This is a genomic window from Caldimonas brevitalea (assembly GCF_001017435.1).
Classification (GTDB): Bacteria; Pseudomonadota; Gammaproteobacteria; order Burkholderiales; family Burkholderiaceae_C; genus Caldimonas; species Caldimonas brevitalea.
This window is the reverse complement of record NZ_CP011371.1, coordinates 474,891-495,529: the sequence shown is the minus strand read 5'-3', so window position 1 is coordinate 495,529 and position 20,639 is coordinate 474,891. Positions and strand designations below refer to the sequence as shown.

The following is a 20,639-nucleotide window of genomic DNA, read 5'->3' as shown; positions in this document are numbered from 1 at the left end:
AGGATTGCCATGAGCACACTTGCCACCCATGTTCCGCCATCGTCCCGCCGCTGGTCATTTCCGGTGGAAGGCATGACCTGCGCCTCCTGCGTCGCCCGCGTCGAAAAGTCCCTGGCCGCCGTGCCGGGGGTGAAGGACGCCAGCGTCAACCTGGCCACCGAAGCCGCCACCGTGGAGGCCGACACGAACGTGGGGCTGGACAGTTTGCGGTCCGCGGTCGAAAAGGCCGGCTACAAGCTCGCCGAGCAGACGGTGGAGCTGCAGATCGAGGGCATGACCTGTGCCTCCTGTGTCGGGCGGGTTGAAAAGGCGCTCCGCCGTGTCCCAGGGGTGGTGACAGCCGAGGTGAACCTGGCCACCGAGCGGGCGCTGGTGCGCGTGGCCAGCCGCGAGGCGGACAGCACCTCGCTCGTCGCCGCCGTCGAGAAGGCCGGATATGCCGCGGCACCGGTCGCAGCGATGGCCGGGCAGGCGTCGGCCACTACGACGGTTCAGCGGGGTGCGGACTGGTGGCCCATCGCGCTGGCGGCGGCGCTGTCGCTGCCCCTCGTGCTGCCGATGTTCGGGGCACTGTGGGGCTCGGACTGGATGCTGTCCGGGTGGGTCCAATGGGCGCTGGCCACCCCAGTGCAGTTCTGGCTCGGTGCCCGGTTCTACCGGGCTGGCTGGAAGGCGCTGCGGGCGGGCGCAGGCAACATGGACCTGCTGGTGGCGCTGGGCACCAGTGCCGGGTATGGCTTGAGCGTGTACCAGTTGATGGTGCACGGCGACCACGGCATGCCGCACCTGTATTTCGAAGCCTCCGCCGTCGTCATCACCTTGGTGCTGCTCGGCAAATGGCTGGAGGCTCGCGCCAAGCGGCAGACCACCGAAGCGATCCGGGCGTTGAACGCCTTGCGCCCGGAGCGCGCCCGGGTGCGCCGCCGAGGGGTGGACGCCGATGTACCGGTGGGCGAGGTCCGGCCGGGCGACCTGGTGGTGATCCGGCCCGGCGAGCGGGTGCCCGTGGACGGTGAGGTGGTGGAAGGTGCCAGCCAGATCGACGAGTCGCTCATCACCGGCGAGAGCTTGCCGGTCGCCAAGCACCTCGGCGATCCGGTCACGGGGGGCTCGGTGAACGCCGAGGGCCTGCTGGTGGTGCGTACGACGGCGGTCGGCGCGGAATCGACGCTGTCCCGGATCGTGCGTCTGGTGGAGTCGGCCCAAGCCAAAAAAGCGCCGATCCAGCGCCTGGTGGACCGAGTGAGTGCCGTGTTTGTCCCGGTGGTCATCGCCATTGCCGCGCTGACCTTGCTCGGCTGGGGCGCAGGCACGGGCGACTGGGAGGCCGCCATCCTGAACGCGGTGGCCGTGCTGGTGATCGCCTGCCCCTGCGCCTTGGGCCTGGCCACGCCGACCGCCATCATGGCCGGTACCGGCGTGGCGGCACGGCGCGGCATCCTGATCAAGGACGCCGAGGCTCTGGAGGTGGCGCACGCTGTCAAGGTGGTGGCCTTCGACAAGACCGGCACGCTGACCGAAGGCAAACCGGAGTTGGTCGCCTTCGAGGCGGCCGATGGGCACCACGGCGCACTGCTGGGAGCGAGCGCGGCGATCCAGGCCAACAGCGAGCATCCCCTGGCCCGCGCCGTCATGGACGCGGCCCAGCGCCACCGGGTCGACGTGCCACCGGCGAGCGAGGTCCGGGCGGTGGCCGGCCGCGGGATGGCGGCTGTCGTGCTCGGGCGCTCGCTGCGCCTGGGCAGCAGCCGCTTCATGCAAGAACTGAAGGTCGACCTCTCGCCACTGAGCGCGCGTGCCGAGCAGCTCCAGTCGCAGGGTCGCACGGTGTCCTGGCTGGCCGATGTGGGGGCCGCGCAGCCGCGCTTGATCGGCTTGCTGGCCTTCGGCGATGCGGTCAAGGCCACCGCTGCCGACGCGGTTCGGCGCCTGCACCGGCTGGGCATCACCACCGTGCTCGTGACCGGCGACAACCACGGCAGCGCGCGCGTGGCCGGCGAGCAGTTGGGCATCGACCGGATCGAGGCAGAGGTGCTGCCGGAGGACAAGGCCAACATCGTGGCCCGCCTGAAGCAGGGCGGACAGCGCGTCGCCATGGTGGGCGACGGCATCAACGACGCCCCGGCACTGGCCGCGGCCGATGTCGGCATTGCGATGTCGACCGGCACGGACGTGGCGATGCACGCCGCGGGCGTCACGCTGATGCGCGGCAACCCGGCGCTGGTCGCCGACGCGATCGACATCTCACGGCGCAGTTACGCCAAGATCCGCCAGAACCTGTTCTGGGCCTTTGTCTACAACGTGGTCGGCATCCCGCTGGCGGCCTTCGGCCTGCTCAGTCCCGTCATCGCCGGCGCTGCGATGGCTTTCAGCAGCGTGAGCGTGGTCACCAATGCGCTGATGTTGCGGCGCTGGAAAGGAAGCGAACAATGAACGAGGTGTCCTTGCCCTCGGGGCCGTTCAACATCGGCGAGGCGGCCAGCCGCTCGGGGGTGTCCGCCAAGATGGTGCGGCACTACGAATCGCTGGGCCTGTTGCCCAAGGTCGGGCGCACCGACGCTGGCTACCGGCAGTACACCGACAAGGAGGTGCACACGCTGCGCTTCATCCGCCGCGCCCGGGATCTTGGCTTCAGCATGGCGGAGATCGCCGAGTTGCTCAAGCTGTGGCAAGACCGGCGACGCGCCAGCGCCAACGTCAAGCGCATCGCTTTGGCGCACGTCGCCGATCTCGACCGGCGTATGAAAGAAATGGACGCGATGAAGCGCACGCTGGAGCGCCTGGCCGCCTGCTGCCAGGGCGACCACCGCCCGGACTGCCCGATCCTCGACGAGCTGGCCGATTGAGGCGGTGCGATCTTCGGGTGCGCGAGGCAAAGCCGGGGGTGTCTGCAAGCTGTTCGGCGCGCGCATGGCGTGATGATGATGAAGATGCCCCATGAGCAAGCCCTCGAGAGGGCCAAAGCGGAACGGGAGCATGGCAAGTCGGGGCGGTTGCCCTTCTCGTTCAGCGAGAAGCTCACTGAACCGTACATTCCCGTGACAACGGAGACCTGGTCTGCGTCCGTTCGAACGCACTTGAACCCGGCAACACCTGTCGGTCTGGCTCAGACAGCTTCGCCGACACCGTGTCGAGGCGCGTCGGATAAATGCCGGCCGGAAGTGACAATCCACATTCCGGTCTCGCGGTCGATGTTCAGGCAGACAGATACGACACCCCCGTCAAACGCTCCGACAGGGTCCAAAGGCGTTCGGCCACCGCGGGGTCCCGGGCACGCCGGCTCGGTGGGTTGCTCGTGGGTGCGCCCCTGAGGCGAAGAAAACCGTTGGGGCCGAAGAACGCGCCGTTGCCCACGCCTGGCGCCGTCGCTGCAAAGAGCGTCGGCAAGGCACCCATCTCCGCGGGCTGCGCAAACAAGGCGTTGCTGAGTGTCATCAGCAGCTTGCCCACGGCCGAGTTCTCCATTTGCGGCCCGACCATTTGCAGATGAGTGGCCGCATAGCCCGGGTGGGCGGCTGTGCTGATGACGTTGCCGCTCGACCCTGGCAGGCGCCGGGCGAGCTCGAGGGCGAACATCAGATTGGCGAGCTTGCTTTGCGCATAGGCCGGCCACTTGGCGTAGAACCGCGCCCCACCGAAATCATCGAAGCGGATGCGCCCGATCAGGTAAGCCAGACTGCTGACGGTCACGACGCGTGCGGCGGGAGATCGTTTCAGCAGCGGCAGCAACAGCCCCGTCAACGCGAAGTGACCCAGATGGTTGGTGCCAACCTGCATCTCGAAGCCATCGCAGGTCACACGCCGGGGCAGCGCCATGACGCCGGCGTTGTTGCACAACAGATCGAGGCGATCATGCCGCTGGATCACGCTGTCAGCGCAGCGACGTACCGAGGCCAGATCGGCCAGATCGAGGGCCAACATCTCCAGCTGTGCACCGGGGACCTCTGCGCAGATCTGTTGCATCGCGGCCTGCGCTTTCGCCGCGTCGCGGCAGGCCATCACCACCGTGGCGCCACGTGCGGCGAGCCCGCGTGTGGTGTGCAGGCCCAAGCCACTGTTGGCGCCTGTGACCAGCGCCAACTTGCCGGTCAGGTCGGGAATATCGCGATACGTCCAAGGTCTTGTCATGAGGAGTGTCCAATGCGGGCGGCAGCGCCTCGCGGGGTGAGGACCACTGTGCGCGGCATCACGTGCAAGGTCTTGAACATTTCCGACAAAACGGCGGCAAGGTCAACATGGCATGTCGTTCCGGTACGATGAAGGCTCCCGCTGTCACGGAACCCCGCCATGGCCCACCGTCCGCTCGCCGCGGCACCGACCGCGCGCTGGCTCGTGCCGTGTGTGCCGTTGGCCTCGTGTGTGCGCGCGTACATCACGCGCAGCACTTTGGATTGCCCGCTGTTGCCGCCTGCGCAGCGCATCAATCGCTTTCCCGCCCACACCTATTGCAGCATCACCTGGTTCATCCAGGACGAGCCCGAGTTGATCGAGCCGGCGTCGGACGTTTGGGCGGGCCACACGCTGGCGCGAGAACTGTTTGGCGGACCGAGGTCCCATCCCGTGGGGGTCCGCCACGCGGGTCCGATGTCCGGGTTCACGCTGGTGCTGTATCCCCAGGCCTTGCACGCGCTCACCGGCCTCAAGGTTTCGGACTATGTCGACCGCTTCGCCCCGCTGGCCGACGTGCTCGACGCACCGTGGTTGGCCTTGTCGCAGCAGGTTCTGAGCGCGGCCGATGACGACGCGCGCGTGGCGCTGATCGAGCGGTTTCTCGAACCGCGTTGGCAGGCGGTTCATGCCAACGGCGAGACGCACGCGAGCGCGCTCGGCGATTGGGTGCGGGCCTTGAGTGCACGGGCGGTTGCAGTGGCCTGGGGCCAAAGTGCCCGCAACATCGAGCGGCGCATCAAGGCCTGGACAGGGCAACCGCTACGCCGACTGCGCCGCGTGAACCGGGTCGAACTATCGTTAGTCGAGGCGCGTGCACGCATGCGAACGGGAGACCTTTCATGGGCAGACGTCGCCGTGCAAAGCGGCTACGCCGACCAGGCTCACCTGTGTCGTGACATGCGCGAGCTTACGGGGCACAGCCCGACCGAGCTGGCCCGCAAGGTGGAAGAAGACGAAAGCTTTTGGGCCTACCGCATCTGGTCATGAGCCCGACACAGCGGGTCTCACTGAGGCAACCTCGACTACTTGTCGCGTGCCATCAGCGGTGCGGCCCGACCTTCGACAAACTCGCGCAGCCGTTGGACCGCCTCCGGTGAACGCTGCGTGTTCGAGTTGAGGTCTTCCATGAAGAGCCCGTCGTCGTGGGAAAGATCATTGATCCGGGGCAGCACGTTGGTGATACGCCAGTTGGCGTCGGGCGTGTTCTGCGCAATCTTGGCCGCCAGGCTTTTGGCATGGGCCAGTGCCTGGCCTTTCGGCACCACGTAGCGCACGATGTGTTCGCGCTCACCTTCGGTCGCGTTGAGCAGGCGTCCGGTCAGCATCATGTCGGCCATCACCGTGTAGCCGATGATGCGTTGCACGCGCACGGTGCCGCCGCCGCCCACGAAGATGCCTCGCCGCGCCTCTGGCAGGCCAAAGAACGCAGACTCGTCGGCAACACGAACATGTGTTGCAGCGGCCAGTTCCAGCCCGCCGCCGATCACGGCGCCATGCAGTGCCGCGACCCACGGGATAGGGCCGCGCTCGATCATGTCGAACACCAAGTGCCACGAGTGCCGCCTGGGCTTGCGAGGCTGCTCGAACTGCCCTGTCAGGCGTTCGATCGCTTCGGCAAGGTCTAGCCCGGCGCAAAACACGCTTCCGTGTCCAAACAGCACGCCGACGTCAGCCTCTTCGCCGGCACGCTGTACGGCGGCGCGCAGCGCATCGATGACCGCCTCGTTGATCGCGTTGCGCTTGTCAGGCCGGTTGAGACCGATCAAGGCCACCGGGCCCTCAAGTTCGTAGGTGATGAGTTCAGAATTCATCGCGCAATGGTACCGATTCCAATTCGATACTTTGCGTGACGGCTGCAACCTTCGGTTTGCAGGCGTCTATGCTGCAGCCTCCTCTTGGCCTGCTGCGCTCGGGCAAGGCGCAACGGCGATGTCACAGGAGACGGGAATTCCAGCTTCTGTACCGTGCTGAGACGAGTACTCTTGGCAGCATCAAGCCAGGGGCGTGATCGCGTGGGGCTAGCGCCTCAAGGAGTTGACGCGAGAAGGGTGGCGACACAAAGCATTAGACAACCCGTGACACCACAGCGCGCAGTGCCCGGTTCAGCCAAGACAGGCCGATGACCGGGAACACAGCGGCCAGCTTGATGTTGCCCCGGTAGACAACGGCCACGACGAGAGCGCCAATGACAGCCAGCAGCATGGCACCAGATGCAAGCAGGACCCGCTGTCTTTCTCCCTCTGCTGCGACAAACCCCGCTCGGGATACCAGTGTGGTGAACAGCCCGACCAGGAGGATGGCGACGAACAAACTTGCTTCGCCGAAGCGTTCATAAGCTTGAAGAACCCACCATTGCTCCAGAAACGCAGCTGTCCCACCGATCAGCAACCAGAGGTTTGCACCGATGATGAGGCGGTTGGCGGGCGATCTTCTGGCGGCCAGTACGACCAGCTCGGCGATGGCCACACAAGACGCGATCTTGAATGCGGCGATCCATCGCTGCGGAGTAGGGGTGCCACTTGCGAGAGCGTATGCGCCAAACAGAGCCAGCGCCAAAAAGCCGAGCGCATACTCAACTATGCCAATAAGAATGCGCTGCATATCCTGACCCAGCGAATGGACGAGCGTCGCTCTCGCGAGCCGCTCATTTCGGTGATTGCCGTCATTTCCGCGAAGCTCGGCTGTGCCCGCCGCACGGGTGTTCCGACTTGCTGGCCAATCGCAGCGCGAAAGCCTGTTGCAGCGAAAGCCAGACCAACCGAGCCGTACGCAGCGGGCACCCCGCTCACCGCCCCTTGAACCGGGCCGCCCGCTTCTCGACGAACGAGCGCACCCCTTCGGCCCAGTCTTCGCTCGCGAAGATACGCTGCGTGATGGCCGGAAAATCGGCCACCGCGGCGGCCGGCCCTTCTTCCACGGCCTTGATGGCGTTGAGCCGCGTGGCGGTCACCGCCAGCGGCGCCTGCTCGGCGATACGCTGCGCGATGGCCACGGCTTCGTCGAGCACCTGGTCGTTGGGCACCAGCTTCTGCACGAAGTTGAGGCGATAGGCCGTGGCGGCGTCGAACTCGTCGCCGGTCAGCAGGTAGAGCATGGCGTTCCCCAGGCCCGCGCGCTCCGACATGCGCAAGGTCGCCCCGCCGCCCGGCATCAGCCCGCGCTGCACTTCCTTCTGGCTGAAGCGGCAGTCCTCGCCGGCCACCACGATGTCGGCCCCCAGCATCAGCTCGATGCCGACCGTGAAGCAAATGCCTTTCACGGCGGCGATCACGGGTTTGGTGCGGCGACGGTAGCCGGGCAGGCCGATATCGTGCGGCTCGACCAGCCCTGGTGGGATGAGCCGCTGGCCGCGCTCGAGATGCGCCTGCACTGCAGGCATGTCGAGGCCGGCGGTGAAATGCTCGCCGAACGCATGCAGCACGCCCACCCGCAGCTCGGGGTCGTCGTCCAGCCGGGTGTAGGCCTCGCCGAGCTGGCGGAACATCTCGGGTGTCCAGCCATTGCGCTTGGCCGGACGGTTGATGCCGATCAGCAGCACGTGGCCGACCACCTGCGTGGTGATGCAGCCGTGGGGAGGAGGAGATGTGGCGTCGAGTTGCATGGGTGGAAGGACTGAGTCAGGGGAAACCCGAAGACGCTGGCGGCGTGCGGAATGGATCGGTCATCGTCGGGCAAGGCCGGCCCCCGCGCTGCCACACGCGCGACAGCATGGCGAGCGACCAGCGGCTAATCTGTACGGCTCGCCCGAGAGGCGGCCCGGAGAAAACACCATGACCCCTGCCTTTCCCGACACGACCGTCACGCTGTGCGGCCCGCTGCGCAAGCCGCGGCAGATGCTGGCCGAACAAACCTACGACGGCCACCTGTCCATCCATGACGACAAGACGGCCGAAAACCTCGGCCTGCGCGCGGGACCGATCGAAGGCCCCACCCACTTCAGCCAGTTCGACCCGCTGCTGTTCCAAGTCTTCGGCCAGGCCTGGTTCGAGACCGGCTGCATCAGCTCGCACTATCAGAACATGGTGGTCGAGGGCGAAGAGGTACGAGCCTACGTGCAACCGCCCGCAGCAGGCGAGCGACTGGTGCGCATCTGGGCCGAAAAGCGCGACGGCACGCCGGTGCTCACCGGCACGGCCTCGGTCGGCGACGTGCCCGACAGCGCCCACGAGATTCCGCAGCGCATCGCCAAACTGCGCCCCGCCACCAGCCTCGTGATCAACCGCGACCTGAAGGTGGGCCAGCGTGGCGCGGCGAAGGAGTCCATCGCGATGGACTTCGATCAGCACATGGGCGGGCACTATCCGTTCACGCTGGCGGCCAAGCTCAAGGTCATCACCGAACCCTCGCCCTGGTACACGCCGGAAGGCGGCGCCACCTCACCCTGGGGCCGCCCCATCATTCCGTTCGAAATGATCAGCGTGCTGCTGGGCAGCACCATTGACCAGGCTGGCTTGAGCGGGCGCAAGCCCGCGGTGGGCCTGTTTGCCGGTCAGCAGATCCGCCTCGTCAAGGGCCCCTTGTTCGTGGGCCAGCCCTACGACCTCGAACGCGAGATCGTCGCCTTGAGCGAGAGCGCACGCACCGAATCGGTCTGGGTGCGCACTCGGGTCTTCGAAGCCGGCACGCGCACGCTGGCCGCCGAGATGATCCTCAACGCCGCCACGCTGAAGGCCTCGTACGCCAACTACGAGACCGAAGCACGCGAACTCGGCTACACCCGTTAAGCCCCCTCCTGCAGGACTCACGCACCATGCCCCAGATCGACACCGGAACCCCCGACCTGCTGGCCTCGTTCGACGCAGGTGTGCTCACGCTCACGATGAACCGGCCGGACGCACGCAATGCACTTTCGCGCCCGATGCTGCAGGCCCTGCAGCAACAACTCGTGGCCGCGGAGTTCGACCCTGCGGTGCGCTGCATCGTGCTGACCGGCAGCGGCAAAGCCTTCTGTGCGGGCGGCGATGTCAAAAGCATGGCCGCGGGCAGCGGCGCTGCGGCCACGCGCACCATCGACGAAGCCATCCACCAGCAACGCCACAGCCAGCGCGAGACGGCTGGCCGGCTCTTCAAGATGCCCAAGCCCACGCTGGCCGTGCTGCCCGGTGCGGCCGCCGGCGCGGGCCTGTCGCTCGCACTGTCGTGCGACCTGCGCCTGATGGCCAGCAATGCCTTCATGACCACCGCCTTCGCCAAGGTGGGCTTCGCGGGCGACTACGGCGGCACCTACTTCATGACCCAGCTCGTCGGCGCGGCCAAGGCCCGCGAGCTGTACATGCTGAGCGATCGGGTGTCGGCCGAAGAAGCGCTGCGATTGGGCTTGACCAATTGGGTCTGCGAGCCTGAACAGTTGGCCGAACGCGCCCGCGAGCTGGCGCAGCGCCTGGCGCGCGGCCCGGCGGTCGCCTACCGCTACATGAAAGAAAACCTGAACCGGGCGATGGCCGGCGAGGTGGACGACTGCCTGGACCTGGAAGCCACCCACCACATCCACTGCGCCGAGACCGAAGACCACCGCAACGCCGCACGCGCCTTCGTCGAAAAGCGCGAGCCGGAGTTCAAGGGCCGCTGACCCCTTGGCGTCACGCCCCTTCCGCCCCCATCACTCATCCCACCAGAACGCCATGAAAACCCGCATCACCGAACTCCTGGGCATCGAGCACCCCATCATCCAAGGTGGCATGCACTATGTCGGCCTGGCCGAGCTGGCCGCGGCCGTCTCGAATGCGGGAGGGCTGGGCATCATCACCGGCCTCACACAGCGGACGCCCGAGCTGTTGGCCAAGGAGATCGCCCGCTGCCGCGAGATGACCGACAAGCCGTTTGGCGTCAACCTCACCTTTCTGCCCTCGGTCACGCCGCCCGACTACCCGGGCTACGTCAAGGCCATCATCGAGGGCGGCGTCAAGGTGGTCGAGACGGCGGGCAACAACCCGCAGAAGTGGTTGCCCGCGCTGAAGGAAGCCGGCGTCAAGGTGATCCACAAATGCACCTCGGTGCGCTATGCGTTGAAGGCCGAGGCCATCGGCTGTGATGCCGTCAGCGTGGACGGCTTCGAATGCGGCGGCCATCCGGGCGAGGACGACGTCCCCAACTTCATCCTGCTGCCGCGCGCAGCGGAAGCGCTGAAGATACCCTTCGTCGCCTCGGGCGGCATGGCCGACGGCCGCTCGCTGGTGGCCGCGCTCGCGCTCGGTGCCGAAGGCATGAACATGGGCACGCGCTTCATCGCCACCCAGGAGGCGCCGGTGCACGAGAACGTCAAGCAGGCCATCGTCGCCGCCAGCGAACTCGACACCCGCCTCGTGATGCGCCCGTTGCGCAACACCGAGCGTGTGCTCAACAACGCCGCCGTCGAACGCCTGATCGAAAAAGAACGGGCCCTCGGCGCCAACATCAAGTTCGAAGACATCCTGCCCGAAGTGGCCGGCGTCTACCCGCGCATCATGCAGGAAGGTGCGATGGATGCCGGGGCCTGGTCCTGCGGCATGGTGGCCGGGCTGATCAACGATGTGCCCACCGTGAAGGACCTGATCGACCGCATCATGGCGCAGGCGCACGAGATCATTGCGCAGCGGTTGGCACGCATCGACGCTATGCGAGTGTGAAGGGCCGGCCGGGCCGTCGGGAGCGGCCGCCCGGCCACAGGCGGTGAAAGGCGCGTCATCGATCTGAACGGCGCGCAGATGATGTGCCGGTGACGACGACCGGCGATCCGGTCAGCGAAACCGCGGCACCCGCTTCTCCAGACCCGCCAGCGCAGCCTCCCGCTGGTTCGGACTGCCGATCAAGGCCTGCTGCTCGCGGGCCTCGGCCAGCAGCACCTCGCTCGCGTTCACCGGTGATGCACCGTTGAGCAAACGCTTGGCGGCGCGGATCGCATCGGGGCTGAGCGCAGCGATCTGCGCTGCCAGCTCGCGGGCCTGCGCCAACGGGTCGGCGGCGACGCGGGTGGCGAGCCCCAGCGCCTGGGCCTCGGTGCCGGAGACGATGCGACCGGTGAAGGTGAGTTCGCGCAGCACATCGGCACGCACCAGCTCGGTCATGAAAACACAACCGGACATGTCCGGCACCAGGCCCCACTTGACTTCCATCACCGACAGCTTCGCCTCGGGATGGACAATGCGGATGTCGGCACCGAGCGCGATCTGCAGACCGCCGCCGAACGCCACGCCGTGCACCGCGGCAATCACCGGCACCGGCAGCTGACGCCAGCCCCAGCCGACGTGCTGGGGGGCGTTCGCCAGCCCGTGGGTGCGTGTGAGCAGATCGCTGCCGAGCGATCCCGCCGTCTGGCCTTCGCCCATCTGCTGGAAGCGGCTCATGTCCAGGCCGGCGCAGAAAGCGCGACCCTCCCCGTGCAGCACCACGACCCGAACCCGCGCGTCGTCGCGGAGCCGCTCGATGGCCTCGTTGATCGCGCTGAACATCGCCGGATCGATCGCGTTCATCTTGTCCACGCGCACCAGTGCCACCTCGGCAATACCCCGGTCGTCCACGCTCACGCGAACCCGTTGGTCGGGAGAGTCAGTCATGCCATCACCTGCGAAGTCGAAGTCAGGCGATTTTGGCTGAACTTGGAGACGGCCGCAGCGGCCCTTCCACTGGGCGCCTTGCGATGCCCACCGGGCAGCTGGGCCGGTAGACAAGGGGACGCGCCGGACAGGCCCGTCACCACACGCCGTCGCTGCGGATGGCCGGACCTAAAGCCGGGGCCCGCGAGGCAGACCCGCTGCGTCGTAAGTGCGGTGATGGTCCAGCCAGGCCCACGCCCCCAGCCCGAGCGGCAGCAGCACCAGGGCCAGTAGCCATCGCCAGTATGCGAGGGCGAACCGCGAGGTCCTTTCCACCAGGGTGGGCTGCTCGCCAGCGGCGCCAGCGACCGCCTGTGGTTGCAGCGACAGCGTAGTGTTGGTCGCGCGCGCATCGATCGCCGCCGCCTCATCAACGGAACGCTTGGGCGCGGAAATGGCGGGCGCGCTGTCGATCGGACGCAGCACGGCAGCTGGCAAAGCTGCCGCAGTCGACGCGGAGGCCGGCTCGGCGACGGCATCGGCCGGCACCGGCGACGGTGGCTGGGGGTCCGGCTGCACCACGGCGGGTGATGGCGGTGCTGGCGCTGGCGCTGGCTCGGCGTTGCGCACGTTCGCGGATGCCGACGCCGCAGCAGCAGCACCTCTGATGAACAGTATCTTCTTGGCACCGCCTTCGCATGTCCCGATGACCTTGGCGCCTCGCGGCACGGGCGTTCTGGCGGGCACCGCTTCCAAAATGTAGCTGCGGGGATCGGCACGCAAACGTCCGGCCAGCCTGCCTTTCAGCTGATCGCACGCACTCTGTGCCTGGGCGTCGACGGATGCCAACAATGAGGCCGCCCCCATCAGCGTGGGCAGGACGATCCGGGCGAGTTGACCAGGCCAGCCAGCGCCGGCGCCTGCGCAAGCAAGGTCGTTGGCGCGGTGATGGATGTGCTTCTTTTCGACTGCCATTCTGACTGCCTCTCCTGGGCCTACATTGTGGCCGCTGGGACCCGGGCTTGTCTTCGGACGCTGCCCCCGGAACAGGGGGCGAAAACACGGGCTTGCGAGCGGGGGCCGGGAGAGGTAGGTGGCCCTGGTGGGTCAGGCCTGGAGCGCAACACATCCAGGATGTGTGAGTCGTCAGCGCTCGCTCATCTTGGTGTTGCCGGTCTGTGCTCCACGCACTGCGAGATGGTCGGCCGGCCGCACTGTGATCGCCGTGTCTGCACGGCCGCCGTTTCAGTCGTCTGCAACGAAGGAGCCGTGAAGCCCGAGAGGGAGTGCGTAGGGCAGTCGAGCCTGCATGACGGGTCCGGCGTGCAAGGCTCCAGCGTTGAAGACAGATAGAACCGTCTGCTGCTCCAGCAGGTCCAGCGCGCTGCCGATGACCCATCGTTGGCCTGGAACGTGGCGGTCGCTGGCGATGACGTGCTCCTCCACCAGCCATCCCGCACCGTAGTCGTAGACGTCGACCGCACCTTCCTCCACGTCGAAGCTGGCGATCTGGTCGAAGCCGGGGACGCCTGGGTCGCGCTGCGCGCTGCGGCGGGCGAAGACCACCTGGCGGTAGCGTTGGCCGATCTCTTCGGAGGCCACCACCGGGTACTCTCCCTCGAGATCCTCACGGGTTTGACAGTCGATGCTGCCCTTGCAGGTATCGATCGTGATCAGCGTCATGCGCGTGCCGCCGTGGTGGCGGTACTCTCCCTTCATGAGCGTCCAGCCCGCGAGCATCGCGCGTGGTTGGTCATCCCGCATGCAGTCGAGCCGGATGACGCCATCGTCGTCTTCCCACGCGTTGCCGATATGAAAAACATTCGACGCTGGCAGCTCGAACCGCTGCTCGCTCCAGTCGCGCAAGTCCACCACCACCACGCGCAGTCCGAGGGATGGACGCCACTCGCACGCCGCTCCGAACGGCAAGCCCGCCCGCAGCCGCTCAGGGCTCAAGGCCAGCGGCGGCGCCAGGAAGACCAGATGGCGCGAGGTCACCGCGAAGTCGTGCAGGGTGGCCGAGTGGGGGATCGCGAGGGTATGCACGTCGATGAGGGCGCCGCTGGCCGACACATGGAAGACCCTCACCAGGCCTTCTGCGGCCACACAGCCGAAGTTCCACATCGTGCCGTCGGGCATCCGGCGCGGATGGGCAGAGAAGGCGGCGCCCTTCAGGTCGTCCCGCCACGTCTTCACACCGAGCGTGTCCAAGGTGTTGGGATCGACCCGGTAGGCTGAGCCGGGCTCCCACAGCGCGAGCATCTCTCCGGCACAGGGCACGATGTTGATGTTGCCGGCGTTCATTTCATCCATCGGCTCGGGCAGGTTGCGGGAACCGGCCACATGCGTGCCGAAGCCGCTCACCAGGCGCTTGCCCGCTGCCTTCTCGCGCAGGTACTTCTCGGTGTGCAGGTAGCGCGCCTGGTGCGTCACACCCTCGTCACGCAGGCGAAAGGCCTGCAGCAGCCCGTCGCCGTCCCAGCGGTGCGCATAGCGTTGCCCACCCATGTCGTGCAAGGCCGGGCCGGTGCGGAACAACGTGCCGCGCAGGCCTTCGGGCAGTGCCCCGTGCACAGCCACAGGGCCGGCCTGGGCCGATTCGACATCGAAAGAGCGGTAACCCAACGTCCAGGGCTGATGCCGGGCGTTCTGGAAGGCGGCCTGTATCCCTTCACCGTCCCAATGGCCGGACATATCGAACGGCGGCTTGAAAGCTGGTGCCTGCGGGGAAGATCCTGTTTGCGACATCATTTCAGTCTCCTTCAAATGATCAGCGCCGTCGCGGGCAGATGCACCCGCATCACGGTCCCACTGCCCACCCGGGCCTTCACCTCGACGGTGTAATAGCCCAGAACACCCGGACAGGCGTTTGACCACGGCCAGGCCGAGACCAACAGCAGCGCGGCTCTCCACGCCCGGCTCGTCCTGTGGCCCCTGATGAAACGCCTCAGATGGTTGTGCCAGCTCTTAGGCAACGCCACGCGCAGATCTGACAGTGGCCATCTTCCTACTCGAACAGCGACTGACCGGCCCGTCGCGGCGGTCGTAGGACTTACCGTCTCATCAGTTACATGTTTGCTGAAGTGCAAAGCGGCTCCCGTCGCGTAAGCCACAATTGATCGACAGTCGTCCGGCGATAACGATCGCCGTCTAGGTGGTTGGTCAGTTGGTGTCCTCAGTGCTTCTTTCCTCTGTTATCGATCCACCGCGTGCTGGGTTGCCGCGGAACTCGTCGCGGTCCTGCTCATGCGGTTGATCGGCTATTTCCGGACACTCTTCGGGCCGGGACTCAGGGCACCGCAGCGCGCGCTTCTCGCGCTGCGCGGCCTCGGCGTGGCGGCACTGGCCGCGGGCCTGCTCCTGGTAGCCTGTGTCGCCCTGCTGATCCCATTCACTCCCGCCGTCGACGACGTGCTCAAGGCGCGAAACGAGCGGCCGAGCGTGTTGCTTGCGGCAGACGGGTCGGTCATCGCAACCTTCCGACGGACGAATCGCGAATGGATGGCCCTCGACGGCGTGCCGGCCCATGTGGTCGATGCGCTGATCGCGACCGAAGATCACCGCTTCTGGCAACACGCTGGTGTCGACTGGCGGCGCAGCCTGGCAGCGGTGGTCTACACCGTGGGCGGAGATCGCCAGGGCGGCTCCACCATCACCCAGCAGCTGGCGCGCAACGTCTTCCCTGAAGAAATCGGCCGCTCGCTCACGGCGACACGCAAGATCAAGGAGATGATCACGGCGATCAAGCTCGAGCGCCGCTATTCGAAGCGCGAGATTCTCGAGAGCTATCTCAACACCGTCTCATTCCACTACAACGCCTTCGGCATCGAGATGGCGGCGCGCACCTACTACAGCAAGCCAGCACGCGAGTTGACCGTCGCCGAGGGCGCCACGCTGGTCGGTCTGCTCAAGGGCACCCGGGCCTACAACCCGGTATCGAACCCGCAGCGGGCGCTCGAGCGCCGCAACCTGGTACTGGCTCAGATGGTCAAGCACGGCAAGCTGGGCCCGTCGGCTTACGACAAGCTCAGTCGGCGCCCGCTGCGCCTGCGCTTCGTGCGCCAGGACCTGGAGATCGGCCCCGCGCCGCACTTCTCCGACGTCGTGCGGCGCTGGCTGATCGGCTGGGGTGAACTGCTCGGGTACGACCTGTACGCCGACGGCCTGGTCGTGCAGTCGACGCTCGATGTCCGCCTGCAGCGCCTGGCGACCCAGGCGTTGGAGCGCCGGCTCGAGGCCCTCCAGGCGGTGGCCGACGTCGAGTGGGGGCGTGCCAGCGCGAAGCTGCTGTCGACGCGCATGGACGCCTACCCTCAGGCGCGCCGCAAGGTCGATCCCTTCGCTCACTTCTGGGCCACGCGGTCCGACCTCGTCGATGCCTTCATCCGCGAGTCGCCCGAGTTCGCGAGCCTGGTGGACGAGGGCAGCTCAAAGGACGACGCGCTGGCACAGCTGCGCGCAGACGCTGCGTTCATGACGGCCTTGCGCGAACGCAAGACACGCCTGGAAGCCGGCCTGGTCGCCCTCGATCCTCGCAACGGCCATGTACGGGCCTGGGTCGGCGGCCGCGATTTCGCGACCGGCAGCTTCGACCATGTGCAGCAGGCGCGCCGGCAGCCGGGCTCAACCTTCAAGCCCTTCGTCTATGGCGCCGCGCTGGAGGCGGGCATGGACCCGCAGCGCGAGCTCCGCGACGGCCCGGTCGCGATCCGCCTGCCGAATGGCACCGTTTGGAGGCCGAGCGACGCGAACGAGAACGGCGACGGATGGTCCACGCTGGAGGATGGGTTGGTCCATTCACGAAACAGCATCACGGCACAGCTGATCGAAGCTGTCGGCACGCGCGAGGTGGTGGGTTTCGCCCAGCGTCTGGGGGTGCGCGAGAGCAAGCTCGAAGCCGTGCCGTCGCTCGCACTGGGCACGAGCCCCGTCACCCTGCTCGAGATGGCCAGCGCCTACGCCAGTATCGCGGCACTCGGCGAGTACCGGGCGCCGGTGCTGGTGACGCGGGTGACAGATGCAAGTGGGCGGGTGGTCGCCGAGTTTGCGCCGCCGGCCGCAACAACACACGAACGGGTGCTCGAGTCCGATGTCGCCATCCAACTGATCGACATGCTGCGTGCCGTCGTGGACCGCGGCACTGCGCGCGGCATCCGCGACGCACATGGCATCGACGCCGACGTGGCCGGCAAGACCGGCACGACCCAGCACAACGCCGACGGCTGGTTCGTGCTGATGCACCCCCACCTCGTCAGCGGCAGCTGGGTCGGCTTCGACGACCCGCGTGTCACGCTGCGCAGCGACCATTGGGGCCAAGGTGCGCACAACGCTTTGCATGTGGTCGGCGACTTCATGCAGCGCGCGCTGGCGGCGCGCGCCATTGATCCCCAGGCCGCGTTCCCGAGCCGCGCCGGCAGGGCCGTCGAGGCCGCGATTCAGAACGCTGGCGAAGCGATCAGGCGGTGGTTCGGCTGGGACTGATAGGGCTACGCGCCTTCAACTCGTCGCCATGAAGGGTCTACGAGCCCCTTCAGTGCGTCACGCCGCGGTGGCGGCCCGACGACGGCGCTGGGCCCAGGCCAGGAGGGTCAAGCCGCCTGCCATCAGCGCATACGTTTCGGGTTCCGGGACCGGCGACACTTCGAACGCGATTTCGTTGAAGCCCTCTTCCCAGACCCAGCCACCCGTCGAGCGCAGGCGAACAAAAGAACCGGTGATCGGTGCAAGTTCGAACACCTGTGCGTAGTTCCCTACTTCTTCTCCCCACTCGTCCACCGCGGGTTGTTGGACTGCGGTGAAGTTGCCGAGCAACTTGGCGTCGGTGAACGACGCATCATCGGATACCAGGACGTCGAAGCTGTCAAAGCCGTAGCTGCCCAGGATGTTCCAGAACGCGAACGACTCGATGCGCCAGGTGCCGCCGAGATCGAAATCGAGGGTTGCGGTCTGAGGGCCCGAGATCACGTCGGACTGGCTCCACCAAACGGACGCCTCACCGTCGCGAGCAAAAGGCCGATTGGCGACATAGGCGTCAAAATCGTCTACGCCCGAGTTGTACCAGGGGATGCCGCTCTGATCGATCAAGGGGGTGGGATCTTTCCCCCACCCGCTAACCACCTCGACCGATCGCGGTTGAAGAATCACTCCCGCTTGCGCCGCCGTGGCGACACCCGCCAGAAGACAGGAAACGAAGAAGGAACGCACGACAAAGCTCCTGAAGTTTGTAAGTCGTTTGCCAGGCCTACCGACTGCGCTCGCCAGTCACGGATTCGCAGTTGACGCTCGTCGAGCGATTCAATCGGATGTGAGGCGGGTGGCAGCGTCAAGCACAGACATACAAAAGTATCGGGAGCCGCACGGACTCCGGGTGCAAGCTTCTGAAACGCCGATGCAGCGCAACAACAATGGCTGGTCGCCGGTGGAGATGTGATCAAACGCCTACAGTGCTGTGCGGATGGGTCGGCGACTGTGCTTTTGCTGGCGGACAACTGGTGCACTCCGAGCCATCACAGCGTGGCCGTGACAGCGAGGCAGCAACGGGTCGCGGATCGGAGGCCTTCAGATTCCGCCAGTTCTGATTAACGAGTCAAAAAGACAGTCCCGACCCGAACTAGCTGAGCGCATGCGACGGGCCATCGAAGCGCCACGATGGGAAGCGCCTGGCTTGGCGCTCATTTCCGTCGCGGAGGTGCCGCGGGGAAAGTCCTCATAAGGGCTAGGCTGCACGGATGTGAAAGAACGCGAGCGTAATGATGACGGAGCAAACAATATATGCAATCCCTCCAATTCCAGTGATAGACGCAACAGCCAAGGCATCCTGAACCGACCGTGTTCTATCAGTTCCGGAGCGGTCGAAAACGCGGCGGGCGCGCCTGATCGCAACGAGCCCGGGGATGAAGCACATCACGGCGAGGGTCGCGGCGGGCAAGAGCCCGATCAACCAGGATACGATGAGCATCACCAGAGGCCCGAGAGGAAACAGGAGGACGAGCGATGCCACAACTTGCGGGCACTTGAACTCAATAAACAGTAGTCTGCTCTTCCGAAGAACGATTGCCGATCGAACCGCGGCAACGGAGACGACCACCAGTACGAACACTTCCAACATGGGCGATGTCTTTTGATAGTTAGCCGGACGGCGTGCGGCCGACGGTCCACGGCACTTAACGCGGCCCTGATCGGTTCATCGTCTGGTCAGCTCGATGTTGAAATTCTCCGCAGTCGCGACCGGAGGAGCTTTGTACATCGACCGATCGCCTTCGCGCTATGACAAAAGCCACATCTTTGCCAACCGCCTGTCTTTCCCGAGGAAGGGTGATTAGGCGTGTCACGGGCCTCTCGATTCGTCCCTCTTCAATCTGTCGGTCGAGTCGATTCCCCGCGGGACTCACTTGCCGGTTGCCAGCCGCGCGGCCGCCACGATCAGAAGCGCGCCCGAGGCCCCTTCTACCCAGCGGCGGCGTCGTTCACTGAAGTTGCCCCTGCGTCCGGCGGCGGAGACGACAGCTCCCACAAGGCCGTAGACGATGGCGCATAGCGCGACGAAGATGGCGGACAGGATCACCGCCTGCAGGGCCACGTTGGCCTCAGGCTTGATGAAGTTGGGAAGGATGGCAAAGTACACCAAAAGGCCCTTGGGGTTCAGGAAGCTCGTCAGAAAGCCGCGTCTGATCTGCGTTGTGGTGCGCTCCCGGGTGAGTGCAATTTGTCCCGAGCGCATGGCAGACTGGATGAGGCGCAAGGCCAGATAGGCGAGATACACGACGCCTGCCCAGCGCATCAGTTCGAACAAGACAGGGGATGCCGCTACGACGGCGGCAACACCGAGCGTGCTCAGTACACCGTGCATCACGTACCCAAGGATCACGCCCGTGTTCGCTCTCATGGCGGCACTGGTGCCCCCGGACAGGCCTTGAGAGGCCACGAAGAGGATATCGGGGCCCGGCGTGCATACCAGAGGCAGCACCGTCATCGCGAATATCAACAACGTCCCAGTCTGCATACCGCGACCCCTCCTTGGCTCTGGTCAGTGAATCACGTAAGCGCGCTCCACGATGGCGCCGGCCTGCGTTTTCGCGATGGGCATACCCATGGTTCCGAGCAGCGAGCCGGCGATGCCGGGAGCCGAGCCTAACCGCGTCGCCGAGAAACAGCGCAGAACTTCATCGGTCGAGTGGCGAATCAACTGCCCCTCCCTTGGATGGCACGGGCCAGCACTTCGCAAGCTGCTTGGGGGAGGAATCTGTGGAGTGGTGACACGAGCAAAGGCGGCTTCCTGCTCATCGTCTCCGATGGTTACTGGCCTTCACCGCGCCCTCTCCGTAGCATCTGCATCGAGCACGACCGCACCCCGCTGCCCGAGCCGCGCCCGCATGGCTTCTTGTGAGGACACCAAGGCACGCGACAGATCCGTCATCTTGAGCGGCTTCGACCAGAACTCGTCGAAGCCCGCGTTCAGGCAGCGCTGTCGATCGGCCGAACGTCCTTGGCCTGTCAAGCAGACTGCCCTCTCCGGAGCGAGCGACGCATCCGACTTCAACCTCCGGAGCACCTCACAGCCGTCAAAGCCGGGCAGGTCCAAATCGATGATCGCGAGTTGCACACGCGCCTGTGCTGCCAGCTGCACGGCAGAAGGACCATCGTAGGCTGTGACGGCGGTACACCCCAGCAGTTCGAGCAGGCAGCGCAGGGAGTCAGCGGCATCGACGTTGTCATCGACCACCAGCACCACCAAGTCCCCGGCTGCCTGCGCTTGCATTCCCTCAACCCCCATTGCACTGCTTCCTTTTCAGTCGGCGGCCTTCGCACCCAGCGCCTGGTGCCTCTCAACCCGCCGCTGCATTACTATGTGAAAGCAAATATGATTGCTACACGATAGCAAGTCTCGAATCGATAAACCAGTCCCCCTGGGACATTTGACAAGAGCCGGCGCGCCTTGGTGCACATCGGGCTGATGTA

The 20,639-nt window shown here is 66.0% G+C and carries 19 protein-coding genes; 7 read left to right on the top strand and 12 right to left on the bottom strand.

All coding sequences use genetic code 11. From position 1 onward, the window contains the following. Window positions 1–9 precede the first annotated feature (9 nt). Together AAW51_RS02175 and cueR are read left to right on the top strand one after the other, a co-directional pair. Window positions 10–2,433 carry a heavy metal translocating P-type ATPase gene (locus AAW51_RS02175; protein ID WP_047193307.1) on the top strand — a complete coding sequence of 808 codons (2,424 nt, stop codon included), beginning with the start codon at window positions 10–12 and terminating at the stop codon, window positions 2,431–2,433. Continuing rightward, window positions 2,430–2,846 (top strand): Cu(I)-responsive transcriptional regulator, encoded by a 417-nt coding sequence (gene cueR, locus AAW51_RS02170; RefSeq protein ID WP_047193306.1) that lies wholly within the window; start codon window positions 2,430–2,432, stop codon window positions 2,844–2,846. Before AAW51_RS02175 ends, cueR begins: the two co-directional genes overlap by 4 nt. Before the next feature lie 349 nt (window positions 2,847–3,195). Here the strand turns inward: cueR and AAW51_RS02165 are convergent, their stop codons facing one another. Then, the gene (locus tag AAW51_RS02165; protein ID WP_047193305.1) at window positions 3,196–4,128 is read right to left on the bottom strand and encodes an oxidoreductase; all 933 of its coding nucleotides are present in this window, start codon (window positions 4,126–4,128) and stop codon (window positions 3,196–3,198) included. A gap of 159 nt (window positions 4,129–4,287) precedes the next feature. Here AAW51_RS02165 and AAW51_RS02160 point away from each other — a divergent pair, with 159 nt between their 5' ends. Then, window positions 4,288–5,157, top strand: a complete 870-nt coding sequence (locus AAW51_RS02160) for a helix-turn-helix domain-containing protein (RefSeq protein ID WP_047193304.1) — start codon at window positions 4,288–4,290, stop codon at window positions 5,155–5,157. 35 nt (window positions 5,158–5,192) lie between these two features. On the opposite strand, the gene AAW51_RS02155 is transcribed toward AAW51_RS02160, so the two are convergent. The 3 genes from AAW51_RS02155 to AAW51_RS02145 all read right to left on the bottom strand — a co-directional run bounded on the left by AAW51_RS02155 (window position 5,193) and on the right by AAW51_RS02145 (window position 7,771). Further along, entirely contained in the window at window positions 5,193–5,981 is a 789-nt protein-coding gene (locus tag AAW51_RS02155) for a crotonase/enoyl-CoA hydratase family protein (protein WP_047193303.1), read from the bottom strand. Between the two features lie 253 nt (window positions 5,982–6,234). Beyond that, window positions 6,235–6,771 carry a hypothetical protein gene (locus AAW51_RS02150; protein ID WP_047193302.1) on the bottom strand — a complete coding sequence of 179 codons (537 nt, stop codon included), beginning with the start codon at window positions 6,769–6,771 and terminating at the stop codon, window positions 6,235–6,237. A gap of 184 nt (window positions 6,772–6,955) precedes the next feature. Next, a complete protein-coding gene (locus AAW51_RS02145; RefSeq protein WP_047193301.1) occupies window positions 6,956–7,771 on the bottom strand; it encodes a crotonase/enoyl-CoA hydratase family protein in 816 nt (271 codons plus the stop codon). A gap of 169 nt (window positions 7,772–7,940) precedes the next feature. Here AAW51_RS02145 and AAW51_RS02140 point away from each other — a divergent pair, with 169 nt between their 5' ends. From AAW51_RS02140 to AAW51_RS02130, 3 genes are read left to right on the top strand one after another with little or no spacing between them, the layout of a single operon-like run. Then, the gene (locus AAW51_RS02140; protein ID WP_047193300.1) at window positions 7,941–8,894 is read left to right on the top strand and encodes a hypothetical protein; all 954 of its coding nucleotides are present in this window, start codon (window positions 7,941–7,943) and stop codon (window positions 8,892–8,894) included. A gap of 26 nt (window positions 8,895–8,920) precedes the next feature. Then, window positions 8,921–9,739, top strand: a complete 819-nt coding sequence (locus tag AAW51_RS02135) for an enoyl-CoA hydratase (protein WP_047193299.1) — start codon at window positions 8,921–8,923, stop codon at window positions 9,737–9,739. A gap of 52 nt (window positions 9,740–9,791) precedes the next feature. Next, window positions 9,792–10,775, top strand: a complete 984-nt coding sequence (locus AAW51_RS02130; protein WP_047193298.1) for an NAD(P)H-dependent flavin oxidoreductase — start codon at window positions 9,792–9,794, stop codon at window positions 10,773–10,775. 111 nt (window positions 10,776–10,886) lie between these two features. On the opposite strand, the gene AAW51_RS02125 is transcribed toward AAW51_RS02130, so the two are convergent. The 3 genes from AAW51_RS02125 to AAW51_RS02115 all read right to left on the bottom strand — a co-directional run bounded on the left by AAW51_RS02125 (window position 10,887) and on the right by AAW51_RS02115 (window position 14,594). Beyond that, window positions 10,887–11,702 (bottom strand): crotonase/enoyl-CoA hydratase family protein, encoded by an 816-nt coding sequence (locus AAW51_RS02125; protein ID WP_047193297.1) that lies wholly within the window; start codon window positions 11,700–11,702, stop codon window positions 10,887–10,889. 168 nt (window positions 11,703–11,870) lie between these two features. Then, entirely contained in the window at window positions 11,871–12,656 is a 786-nt protein-coding gene (locus AAW51_RS02120) for a DUF1161 domain-containing protein (RefSeq protein WP_047193296.1), read from the bottom strand. A 270-nt stretch (window positions 12,657–12,926) separates the two neighbouring features. Beyond that, window positions 12,927–14,594, bottom strand: coding sequence for a carotenoid oxygenase family protein (locus AAW51_RS02115; RefSeq protein WP_157359570.1), 1,668 nt, complete (start codon window positions 14,592–14,594; stop codon window positions 12,927–12,929). Window positions 14,595–15,182: 588 nt separating this feature from the next. On the opposite strand from AAW51_RS02115, the gene AAW51_RS02110 reads away from it, so the two are divergent. Then, window positions 15,183–17,162, top strand: coding sequence for a penicillin-binding protein 1A (locus tag AAW51_RS02110; RefSeq protein ID WP_238947736.1), 1,980 nt, complete (start codon window positions 15,183–15,185; stop codon window positions 17,160–17,162). A gap of 57 nt (window positions 17,163–17,219) precedes the next feature. Here AAW51_RS02110 and AAW51_RS02105 read toward each other — a convergent pair whose 3' ends face one another. The 5 genes from AAW51_RS02105 to AAW51_RS02090 all read right to left on the bottom strand — a co-directional run bounded on the left by AAW51_RS02105 (window position 17,220) and on the right by AAW51_RS02090 (window position 20,412). Next, window positions 17,220–17,885, bottom strand: coding sequence for a PEP-CTERM sorting domain-containing protein (locus AAW51_RS02105; RefSeq protein WP_238947735.1), 666 nt, complete (start codon window positions 17,883–17,885; stop codon window positions 17,220–17,222). A gap of 511 nt (window positions 17,886–18,396) precedes the next feature. Then, entirely contained in the window at window positions 18,397–18,789 is a 393-nt protein-coding gene (locus AAW51_RS02100) for a hypothetical protein (RefSeq protein ID WP_047193294.1), read from the bottom strand. A gap of 279 nt (window positions 18,790–19,068) precedes the next feature. After that, entirely contained in the window at window positions 19,069–19,683 is a 615-nt protein-coding gene (locus AAW51_RS02095; protein ID WP_047193293.1) for a LysE family translocator, read from the bottom strand. A 24-nt stretch (window positions 19,684–19,707) separates the two neighbouring features. After that, on the bottom strand, window positions 19,708–19,866 hold the full coding sequence (locus AAW51_RS29650; RefSeq protein WP_157359568.1) for a hypothetical protein: 159 nt from the start codon (window positions 19,864–19,866) through the stop codon (window positions 19,708–19,710). A gap of 120 nt (window positions 19,867–19,986) precedes the next feature. Further along, window positions 19,987–20,412 carry a response regulator gene (locus AAW51_RS02090; protein ID WP_238947871.1) on the bottom strand — a complete coding sequence of 142 codons (426 nt, stop codon included), beginning with the start codon at window positions 20,410–20,412 and terminating at the stop codon, window positions 19,987–19,989. Window positions 20,413–20,639: the final 227 nt, after the last annotated feature.

What these genes read in the sequence shown, in the direction of transcription:
- AAW51_RS02110 (WP_238947736.1), top strand. Translation starts at nt 15,183, where the DNA reads ATGGCCCTCGACGGCGTGCCGGCCCATGTGGTCGATGCGCTGATCGCG.
- AAW51_RS02120 (WP_047193296.1), bottom strand. Translation starts at nt 12,656, where the DNA reads ATGGCAGTCGAAAAGAAGCACATCCATCACCGCGCCAACGACCTTGCT.
- AAW51_RS02150 (WP_047193302.1), bottom strand. Translation starts at nt 6,771, where the DNA reads ATGCAGCGCATTCTTATTGGCATAGTTGAGTATGCGCTCGGCTTTTTG.
- cueR (WP_047193306.1), top strand. Translation starts at nt 2,430, where the DNA reads ATGAACGAGGTGTCCTTGCCCTCGGGGCCGTTCAACATCGGCGAGGCG.
- AAW51_RS02130 (WP_047193298.1), top strand. Translation starts at nt 9,792, where the DNA reads ATGAAAACCCGCATCACCGAACTCCTGGGCATCGAGCACCCCATCATC.
- AAW51_RS02140 (WP_047193300.1), top strand. Translation starts at nt 7,941, where the DNA reads ATGACCCCTGCCTTTCCCGACACGACCGTCACGCTGTGCGGCCCGCTG.
- AAW51_RS02175 (WP_047193307.1), top strand. Translation starts at nt 10, where the DNA reads ATGAGCACACTTGCCACCCATGTTCCGCCATCGTCCCGCCGCTGGTCA.
- AAW51_RS02125 (WP_047193297.1), bottom strand. Translation starts at nt 11,702, where the DNA reads ATGACTGACTCTCCCGACCAACGGGTTCGCGTGAGCGTGGACGACCGG.
- AAW51_RS02155 (WP_047193303.1), bottom strand. Translation starts at nt 5,981, where the DNA reads ATGAATTCTGAACTCATCACCTACGAACTTGAGGGCCCGGTGGCCTTG.
- AAW51_RS02100 (WP_047193294.1), bottom strand. Translation starts at nt 18,789, where the DNA reads ATGTTGGAAGTGTTCGTACTGGTGGTCGTCTCCGTTGCCGCGGTTCGA.
- AAW51_RS02165 (WP_047193305.1), bottom strand. Translation starts at nt 4,128, where the DNA reads ATGACAAGACCTTGGACGTATCGCGATATTCCCGACCTGACCGGCAAG.
- AAW51_RS02160 (WP_047193304.1), top strand. Translation starts at nt 4,288, where the DNA reads ATGGCCCACCGTCCGCTCGCCGCGGCACCGACCGCGCGCTGGCTCGTG.
- AAW51_RS02135 (WP_047193299.1), top strand. Translation starts at nt 8,921, where the DNA reads ATGCCCCAGATCGACACCGGAACCCCCGACCTGCTGGCCTCGTTCGAC.
- AAW51_RS02095 (WP_047193293.1), bottom strand. Translation starts at nt 19,683, where the DNA reads ATGCAGACTGGGACGTTGTTGATATTCGCGATGACGGTGCTGCCTCTG.
- AAW51_RS02145 (WP_047193301.1), bottom strand. Translation starts at nt 7,771, where the DNA reads ATGCAACTCGACGCCACATCTCCTCCTCCCCACGGCTGCATCACCACG.